Here is a 7694-nt window from a genome sequence, read left to right as displayed (position 1 = left end):
GTCCTGGTCCTGCTGCCCGGCACTGCCCTGAAGGACGCCGTGCGCAGGCGCGGGTACATGTCCTGCCTGCTTGCCTTCCACGGTCTCGTCGACGGGCTGCTGCGCATGCCCGCCGACGGCGCACCCCTGCCCGACGAACCCCGTCCCGCCCGCTGGGTGTCCTGGTCCTAGGTTCCTCGGGGCCTCCGAGCGCGCGAGAAGAACCATGATCGCGCGCTCTTTGGCCAGCTGGCCACACGTCCCCGGAAAAGAAAAGGAGGAATGATTGACATGACGGATCTCGACATATCACCGTCCGTTGGACAGGAACTTCCAGAACGGTATGTCCACCTGCTGAAGGAGGTACTCTCCTTCTCGTTGTGGGACGGGCAGGACGGCGCGGTCTGGCGCGGTCGCAAGAGTGCCCAGATCCTGCAGCGGCTGCTCGAGCGCCGCAACCTGTCGGTGGCGAGGATTATTTCCCCGGAGGTTCGCCAGAACGGTCAGGACTGGCCTCGGCTTGCACATACCATGGTGGGCGCCAAACGGCTGGACAACCTACAGGAATGCATCGAGACAATCCTGCTCGACGGAGTTCCCGGGGATCTGATCGAAACAGGCGTCTGGCGGGGCGGTTCATGCATCCTGATGCGAGGAATACTGGCGGCCCACGGAGTCGAGGACCGCAGGGTGTGGGTTGCGGACTCGTTCTCGGGGCTGCCGAAGCCCGATCCCGCGCGTTATCCCGCCGACACCGGCGACCGGCACCACACGGTGACCGAACTCGCCGTCTCGCTGGCGGAGGTCAAGGACAACTTCCGCCGGTACGGGCTGCTCGACGACCAGGTGAGGTTCCTGCCCGGCTGGTTCTCCGAAACGCTGCCGGGTGCGCCGATCGAAAGGCTCGCGCTCATGCGCCTGGACGGCGACATGTACTCAAGCACGATCGAGGCCCTGAGCGCGCTCTATCCCAGGTTGTCCGACGGTGGCTTCTGCATCATCGACGATTTCGGTGCGGTCGAGGGCTGCCGGCGCGCGGTCGAGGACTTCCGGGCGGCCGAGGGAATCAACGCCCCGCTCGTGCGGATCGACGCCTGCGGCGCCTACTGGCGGCGGTAGCCCCGGGTCGCTCGGCGGGTCACGCCGCCCAGCTCGGCAGCGGTCGGGCCAGGAACACCGCCTGCCAGCACAGCAGGTTCGGCCGCCGCCGGGCGGCCCACTGGTCGAGCCGCCCGGTCACGCCCGAGGACAGCACGTTGCGCAGGCGCCACCAGGGAAGCCCGCCGTCGGGCAACGTCGAAACCACGTCGAGGCCGCTGTCGCGGACCATCTGGAGAGCGGAGTCGAACGTGAAGAACCGCAGGTGGGTGGCGTCCATCACCCCGGTCTGCGTGTATTCGAACCGGCCACGGATGAACTTGGCCCGCTGGCTGTAGTGCAGGACGTTGGGCAGGGCCACCGCCACGAGCCCGTCCTCGGCAACGACCCGCCGAGCCTCTGCCAGCAGCCGGGCGGGGTCGACGAGGTGCTCCAGGACGTGTGACAGCAGCACGAGATCATAGGAGCCGTCAGCGGCGAAAGGGAGACCATCGGTCAGGTCGCGCAGGTACACGGCTTCGCAGACCTCCTCCGCCACCTTGAGTTCGGCCGGATCGTGGGTGACCCCGGTGACACTCCACCCACGGCCGGTCAGCAACCGCGCATTGTCACCGGCGCCACAGCCGCAGTCGAGCGCACTGCCGGGCTCCCGGCGGATCAGGTCGAGCAGGATCTTGTTGCCGGCATTGCGGTATCGCAAATCGGTGGCCATCAGACTGTTCCCCTACGTGCGGTGACGATGGACGATGCAGGCACACTACTATGTGCAATATATCGCGCACTTCAAGTAACGGAAAGAGGGTGCCATCGCATGCCACACGCACTGATCACCGGTATCACCGGCCAGGACGGGCTGTACCTGGGCGAGCTGCTGATCGACAAGGGCTACGAGGTCTTCGGGCTCGTTCGCGGCCAGTCGAATCCGAAGGTCGCCATGGTCGAGAAGACGCTGCCGGGAGTCCGGCTGCTGGAGGGCGACCTGACCGACCTGCCGTCCCTCATCGGCGCGGTCGAGATCGCCCAGCCCGACGAGGTATACAACCTGGGCGCGATCTCCTTCGTCGGCCTGTCCTGGCGGCAGGCGGAGCTGACCGGCGAGACAACCGGCATCGGCGTCCTGCGGATGCTCGAGGCGATCCGGATAGTCACCTCGGACGAGATGGGACGCATCCGCTTCTACCAGGCGTCAAGCTCGGAGATGTTCGGCAAGGTGCGCGAGACCCCGCAGCGTGAGACCACTGCCTTTCATCCACGCTCCCCGTACGGAGTCGCGAAGACCTTCGGCCACTACATCACCGTCAACTACCGCGAGTCCTACGGCGCCCACGCCGTGTCCGGCATCCTGTTCAACCACGAGAGCCCGCGACGGGGCGTGGAGTTCGTGACCAGGAAGATCAGCCGAGGGGTCGCACGGATCGCGCTCGGAGCACAGGAGAAGATCGCGCTGGGTAATCTCGAGGCGCGGCGCGACTGGGGGTTCGCCGGCGACTACGTCGACGCCATGTGGCGGATGCTCCAGCGTGACACCGCCGATGACTACGTCGTCGCCACCGGGGAGACGCACTCGGTCCGCGAGCTGCTCGACACCGCGTTCAGCCATGTCGGAATAGACGACTGGAGCCCGTACGTCGTCCAGGACCCGCGCTTCCTGCGGCCCGCCGAGGTCGACGTGCTCGTAGGCGACGCCTCCAAGGCACGGGATCTGCTCGGCTGGCGACCGGCGGTCGGCTTCCGCACCCTTGTCGAGATGATGGTGAACGCCGACCTTGCCGCCGTGCGCAGCGAGCTCGACCGTGAGGACGCCACCCTGCGCGGCGACGCCGCGCAGCGGGCCTGAACAACATCAGATCACAGTGGGCCCGACCAGCCTGCCATGGCGCCGGGACGGCCCGTCGCGGCCGGGGACGGCCCGTCCCGGCCGAGGAGGATCCGGCAGGTCTGCTCGGCGTAGGCGTCAGGATCGGTCACCATCCGCGCCCATTCACGCGCACGCCCGCCGGCCTCGGCAAGGCGTGAGCGGTCGGAGAGCAGCTGTAGCACCAGCTCGGCGAGGGCCGGAGCGGATTCGTCCGCCGGCGACCAGCCGGTCACCCCGGCGACATAGGCGTCGGAAGAGCCACCTGAAAACGGCGCGACGACCGGGCAGCCGGCGAGCTGCGCCTCGACCAGCACGATGCCGAAACCTTCCCCGCTGCTGGGGGGACGCACCCGCGTCCGGGTACACAGCGTGAACAGGTCGGCGGCGCCGTAGAGCTGCGCCAGCTGCGCGTCGGACGGCGACACGTGCAGCTCGGCGTCCACCCGGGCAAGCAACTCGACAAGGTCGGACGGAGCCGGGCCCTGACCCGCCACGACCAGACGCACCGCACCGATGCGCTCGCGTACCTGTCGGGTCGCCTCGACCAGCTCCGCCACGCCCTTGCCCCGCCAATCCGGCAACCGGCAGACGGTGAGCAGCACCGGAACGCGCTCCGCCCCGGCCGGACGCGGCGTGTCCAGCAGAGTCCGACGCCAAAGGGGGTCGATGCCGGGCGGCAGAACCGCGGGGATACCCAGGGACACCATGGCGCCCGCGCTGAAGCTGCTGATCGTCAGAGGGCGGGCCCGGGAAAGCCGGGTGAGCAGTGTCCGGCGCAGCGGCCGGGTACCCCAGATGTCGGTGCCGTAGAACGCGACGAACGAACGCGGCGGCCTGGCCGCCGCCGTGACCGCCGCCGCCACCGGGATGAGGCCGGGATGCCCCACCAGCAGGCAGCGGATGGGCGAATACCGCCGCGCGGCGATCAGGGCCCGAGCAGTAAAGGCAGCCTTCACGGCGAGCGTGGGGCGGCGTCCGGGAGAAAGCAGGTCTACCCTGCGTACCGGTGCGCCCGACCCGTCGAGTGCTTGTTCAAGCGTGGCGAGATAGCGCTCGATGCCGCCACCGAGTCCCAGCGACGGTGCGAGTAGCAGCACATCGCCGGTTCGGCCGGTCTGCTGCGCGTGATGATCGTGACGTATGGAGTTCTTCATGTCACACATTGTGCTCGAGAAACACCCCGAGCCGACGGCACCGACGCGCCAGCCCCGCCATCCCGTGCACGACATCCCGTACGCGCATCCGAGGCCCTCGGGCCATCGCGGTGGAAGCGCACCGACCGAGGCACGCCAGAAGCCGCCATTGAATTCTTAGCGTAATTTCTCTGCTACTCTTAGTAGACATCGATGTGTCACCTGGGAGCAGGAGAGCGCATGGACTGGAAGACTGCGGTCGTCCGCCTCGGCGGCGACCTCCGGCAGATAGCCGCTGTGGCCGGCCCGGCGACCGCGGGACGATATACCGCCGCCACGGTTGCTCGACTACCAGCGGTCGTTCGACAAAGGAACCTGAACGCGGTGGACGGAGCCATGGCGAACCGGCCGTGGAAGTTCCGCCCGATGCCGGGAGTCGAGGTCATGCTGCCCGGCCGCATGTTCGGCGGCGCGCGGGAGATGTACTGCCGAGGTGTTTACTTCGCCAGGCCCGGCTACGCACCCGCTCCCGGCGACACCGTAGTCGATCTCGGTGCCAACCACGGACTGTTCTCGCTGGTAGCCGCGGCAGCGGGCGCGCAGGTCCTCGCCGTCGAAGCGCAGCGCGGCTTTGGCGCGATCATCCAGGAACACGCGAGCCTCAACGGATGCGCGGAGCGCATCCGGGTAGTGCACACGCTTGTCGGTGCCGATACCGGAGTCCTGGCAAGCGCGGAAGGCCGGCGGACCGCCAGCCATTGGGCCGGTGACGTTCCCACCACCGGAATGGTCGAACTCCTCGACTCGGCAGGCTTCCAGAGGGCCAGCCTCCTGAAGATCGATATTGAGGGTTCCGAGTTCGCGCTGTTCCAGGAACGCGGATGGCTCGACCGTGTCGACCGCATCGTGATGGAGGTCCACACGGAGTTCGGCGACCCGCTGACCCTACTGACCTTCCTGTCCGCCGCCGGCTTCGACACGGTCCTGCTCAACGACACCCTGCGGCCGACAACAAGCCTCGGGCGCGACCCGTCCGGCTACATCTACGCGAGGCAGGCATCGCAGCGACTGCCCAGGAGGCGTCCCCTGACCGAGGCGTCCGCACCGGCCACGCCGCCTGCCTCTATGGCCGGAGTTCCCCCGCAGACCGCCGCCGACGAGCGGACGATCCAATGATCGGGTCGAGGCACTCCGAGACAACGACGCTCTCCCTGCGGTCCATCGCGGAGCGTGCGTCCCACCGGGTCGTGTTGCGCCGCAGGCTGCCCGCGCCCTTCGACCAGACCCGGATCTACGTTTCCTCCGAGGCCGGGCTGAAGTTTCTGCGCCCACGCCTGACGGGCGTCGACCCCGTCCTGCTCGGCCTGGTCGGCGAAGTGGTCCGGGCGGGCAGCACGGTATGGGACATCGGAGCCAACACCGGTCTGTTCACCTTCGCCGCCGCGGCAGCGGCCGGCCCCGGTGGAACGGTACTCGCCGTCGAACCCGACACGATCATGGTCAACTTGCTGCGACGGTCGAGCGCGCTGTCCGGGCAACGCGCTGGGATAGACGTCCTGCCGGTAGCGGTCGCGGCCGATCCGGGTGTGAGTAGGTTCTGCATTGCGGCGCGCAACCGGGCCACCAACCACATCGAGGGATTCGGTAGCAGCCAGACCGGCGGCGTACGCACCGTCCAGGTCGTGCCGACGGTCACCCTCGACTCGCTCCTCGACCACTTCCCCGCACCCGACGTGTTGAAGATCGATGTCGAGGGAGCCGAGCAACTGGTCCTCGAAGGCGGACCCCGGCTGCTGCGCGAGACCCGGCCGGCCGTCATCTGCGAGGTTGCCCAGGCCAATGCCGGTCGGGTGACACAGATCTTCACCGAACACGGCTATCAGATCTTTGACGCCTCCCGTCCCGCCGGTACGCGCCAGCCCGTCGACTCCGCCCCCTGGACCACGCTCGCGCTCGCCACGGACCGCACCAGCCGTCCCGCCAGCACGGATGACGGATGACGGCCGCTCACCGACCACCGGCCCCGGGGAGGCAGCTGTGATCACCAAAGAATGCCCGTTCTGCAGCGCTTGTGGCGCTCGTTACTACGGTAGTCGGGACGCGGCAATCTGGGCCGCCTGCCGCGCCTGCCGATCGATCTTCCGTGACATCTCCGCAACCGACTTCGAGGATCTCCACAAACAGGCCGAAGACGGTTCGACCCTGATTCCCCGCGCCGTCGGGGCGTCGGGCAACCAGCCGCATGCCGATGTCTGGCGGGCAATCGGCCTGGCCGGATCGACCGTCCTGGAGATCGGACCGGGCTCCGGGCATCTGCTGGCCGCCGCACGGGACGCCGGTCGGCAGGTGTGGGGCGTGGAAACAAATCCGGCGCACCGCGCGCACATAGCGTCCACCTGGGGGATCCACACCGTCCACCCGGCGCTGTCGGATCTTCCGTCCGGCCAGACCTTCGACGCGATCGTTGCGATCAACGTCCTGGAACACGTCCACGACATCCAGGGATTCCTACAGGCGCTGCGAACGCGCCTGTCACCGAACGGCGAAATCTTCATCTCGACGTCGAACTCGTCCTGCATCGTGCCCCGCGTCGTCGGCCCGTGGTGGTCGATGTTCAAGGAGGTGGACCACGTGGCGTTCCCATCGGCCGCGGGAATGTCGGCCGTCGCCGCCACCGCGGGCCTGGCGGTCGGTCGGGTGTGGACGAGCGAGCTCCCGCTGGAAACGCCGATCGGATTCGCGGTGGCCGCGCGCGACTACCTCCGGCGCCGGCGGCACGGGGCAGGCCACCGGGACGCCGCACCCGGCCGTCCGCCGGCTGCCGGAACGCCTGCCACCCGACCCGCCCACGAAGTCGTGGACCGCAAGGCGATCGGACGGGTGTACCGCTTCCGGCCCGGCTGGGAGCCCAGCGCCCGGCTGATGGCCCGGCTCGGGCGAGCCGCCTCCATCAAGGCTGTCCTCACCCATCCGACCAAGGACCTGACCCATCCGACCCAGAGGTAGGCCTCCCGGTGATGCCCCGGTGATGCGACGCACCCGGTCCAGTCCTCGCATTCCGTAGTAGAGTCGCTACTCTGAGCGTAGATACACCACCGTCTGCTATCTACCGACCATCCGTTCGAGGACCGGTACGCGCGATACCCGACCGCCTCGGCCGTGACAGCACCGCGACCACGGCCAGCGCTCCTACCGAGAAGGCCGGACATGCCGGGAATGCCTGAAAACACTGCCTCCCAGTACCGGGTGGCAGTCACGCGGACGCAGGCGGCGTCATATCCGGACGTCGCACCCTTCTCGCCGGACACCGCATATCCCGAGTACGCGCACGGGCACCTCGGCCCGACGACGAACCCGGTGTATTCCGGTGTCCGCCGGGTCCTGGCGCTGGCCGGGATGGACGCGGCACACGTGGACACGGCCCGTTGGAATCCGCTGGGTGACTTCGTCCCACCGGGTGGGACGGTCGTCCTCAAACCCAACCTGGTGCGTGAACGTCACCCGCGGGATCCGCAGGGTTGGCAGTACGTGCTCACACACGGCTCCGTGGTGCGCGCCGTCGCCGACTACGCGTTCGCCGCGGTCGGGACCGCGGGCCGGGTGGCGTAGTCGGCGACGGCGCGCAC

General features: G+C 68.4%; 8 protein-coding genes. 6 read left to right on the top strand and 2 right to left on the bottom strand.

Annotated elements, in window-relative coordinates:
- The first annotated feature begins 270 nt into the window (after positions 1-270).
- A complete protein-coding gene (locus DD1DGNOD_RS09100) occupies positions 271-1098 on the top strand; it encodes a TylF/MycF family methyltransferase (RefSeq protein WP_131766189.1) in 828 nt (275 codons plus the stop codon).
- A gap of 19 nt (positions 1099-1117) precedes the next feature.
- On the opposite strand, the gene DD1DGNOD_RS09095 is transcribed toward DD1DGNOD_RS09100, so the two are convergent.
- Positions 1118-1789: a class I SAM-dependent methyltransferase gene (locus tag DD1DGNOD_RS09095; protein ID WP_131769885.1), complete on the bottom strand. Its 672-nt coding sequence runs from the start codon at positions 1787-1789 to the stop codon at positions 1118-1120.
- Positions 1790-1888: 99 nt separating this feature from the next.
- Here DD1DGNOD_RS09095 and DD1DGNOD_RS09090 point away from each other — a divergent pair, with 99 nt between their 5' ends.
- Positions 1889-2914: a GDP-mannose 4,6-dehydratase gene (locus tag DD1DGNOD_RS09090; protein WP_131766187.1), complete on the top strand. Its 1026-nt coding sequence runs from the start codon at positions 1889-1891 to the stop codon at positions 2912-2914.
- Positions 2915-2925: 11 nt separating this feature from the next.
- Here the strand turns inward: DD1DGNOD_RS09090 and DD1DGNOD_RS09085 are convergent, their stop codons facing one another.
- Positions 2926-4089 (bottom strand): glycosyltransferase family 4 protein, encoded by a 1164-nt coding sequence (locus DD1DGNOD_RS09085; protein WP_165036545.1) that lies wholly within the window; start codon positions 4087-4089, stop codon positions 2926-2928.
- A gap of 219 nt (positions 4090-4308) precedes the next feature.
- Here DD1DGNOD_RS09085 and DD1DGNOD_RS09080 point away from each other — a divergent pair, with 219 nt between their 5' ends.
- The 4 genes from DD1DGNOD_RS09080 to DD1DGNOD_RS09065 all read left to right on the top strand — a co-directional run bounded on the left by DD1DGNOD_RS09080 (position 4309) and on the right by DD1DGNOD_RS09065 (position 7677).
- Positions 4309-5244, top strand: coding sequence for an FkbM family methyltransferase (locus DD1DGNOD_RS09080; protein WP_165034872.1), 936 nt, complete (start codon positions 4309-4311; stop codon positions 5242-5244).
- Positions 5241-6068 carry an FkbM family methyltransferase gene (locus DD1DGNOD_RS09075; protein ID WP_131766184.1) on the top strand — a complete coding sequence of 276 codons (828 nt, stop codon included), beginning with the start codon at positions 5241-5243 and terminating at the stop codon, positions 6066-6068. The genes DD1DGNOD_RS09080 and DD1DGNOD_RS09075 overlap by 4 nt, the downstream gene beginning before the upstream one ends.
- 37 nt (positions 6069-6105) lie before the next feature.
- Entirely contained in the window at positions 6106-7074 is a 969-nt protein-coding gene (locus DD1DGNOD_RS09070; RefSeq protein WP_165034871.1) for a class I SAM-dependent methyltransferase, read from the top strand.
- 210 nt (positions 7075-7284) lie between these two features.
- On the top strand, positions 7285-7677 hold the full coding sequence (locus DD1DGNOD_RS09065) for a hypothetical protein (RefSeq protein ID WP_206443042.1): 393 nt from the start codon (positions 7285-7287) through the stop codon (positions 7675-7677).
- The last annotated feature ends 17 nt before the right edge of the window (positions 7678-7694 follow it).

Origin of the sequence: Candidatus Protofrankia californiensis (genome assembly GCF_900634765.1) — a bacterium.
Classification (GTDB): Bacteria; Actinomycetota; Actinomycetes; order Frankiales; family Frankiaceae; genus Protofrankia; species Protofrankia californiensis.
This window is presented reverse-complemented; position numbering and strand designations above follow the sequence as displayed.

What these genes read in the sequence shown, in the direction of transcription:
- DD1DGNOD_RS09100 (WP_131766189.1), top strand. Translation starts at nt 271, where the DNA reads ATGACGGATCTCGACATATCACCGTCCGTTGGACAGGAACTTCCAGAA.
- DD1DGNOD_RS09095 (WP_131769885.1), bottom strand. Translation starts at nt 1,789, where the DNA reads ATGGCCACCGATTTGCGATACCGCAATGCCGGCAACAAGATCCTGCTC.
- DD1DGNOD_RS09090 (WP_131766187.1), top strand. Translation starts at nt 1,889, where the DNA reads ATGCCACACGCACTGATCACCGGTATCACCGGCCAGGACGGGCTGTAC.
- DD1DGNOD_RS09085 (WP_165036545.1), bottom strand. Translation starts at nt 4,089, where the DNA reads ATGAAGAACTCCATACGTCACGATCATCACGCGCAGCAGACCGGCCGA.
- DD1DGNOD_RS09080 (WP_165034872.1), top strand. Translation starts at nt 4,309, where the DNA reads ATGGACTGGAAGACTGCGGTCGTCCGCCTCGGCGGCGACCTCCGGCAG.
- DD1DGNOD_RS09075 (WP_131766184.1), top strand. Translation starts at nt 5,241, where the DNA reads ATGATCGGGTCGAGGCACTCCGAGACAACGACGCTCTCCCTGCGGTCC.
- DD1DGNOD_RS09065 (WP_206443042.1), top strand. Translation starts at nt 7,285, where the DNA reads ATGCCTGAAAACACTGCCTCCCAGTACCGGGTGGCAGTCACGCGGACG.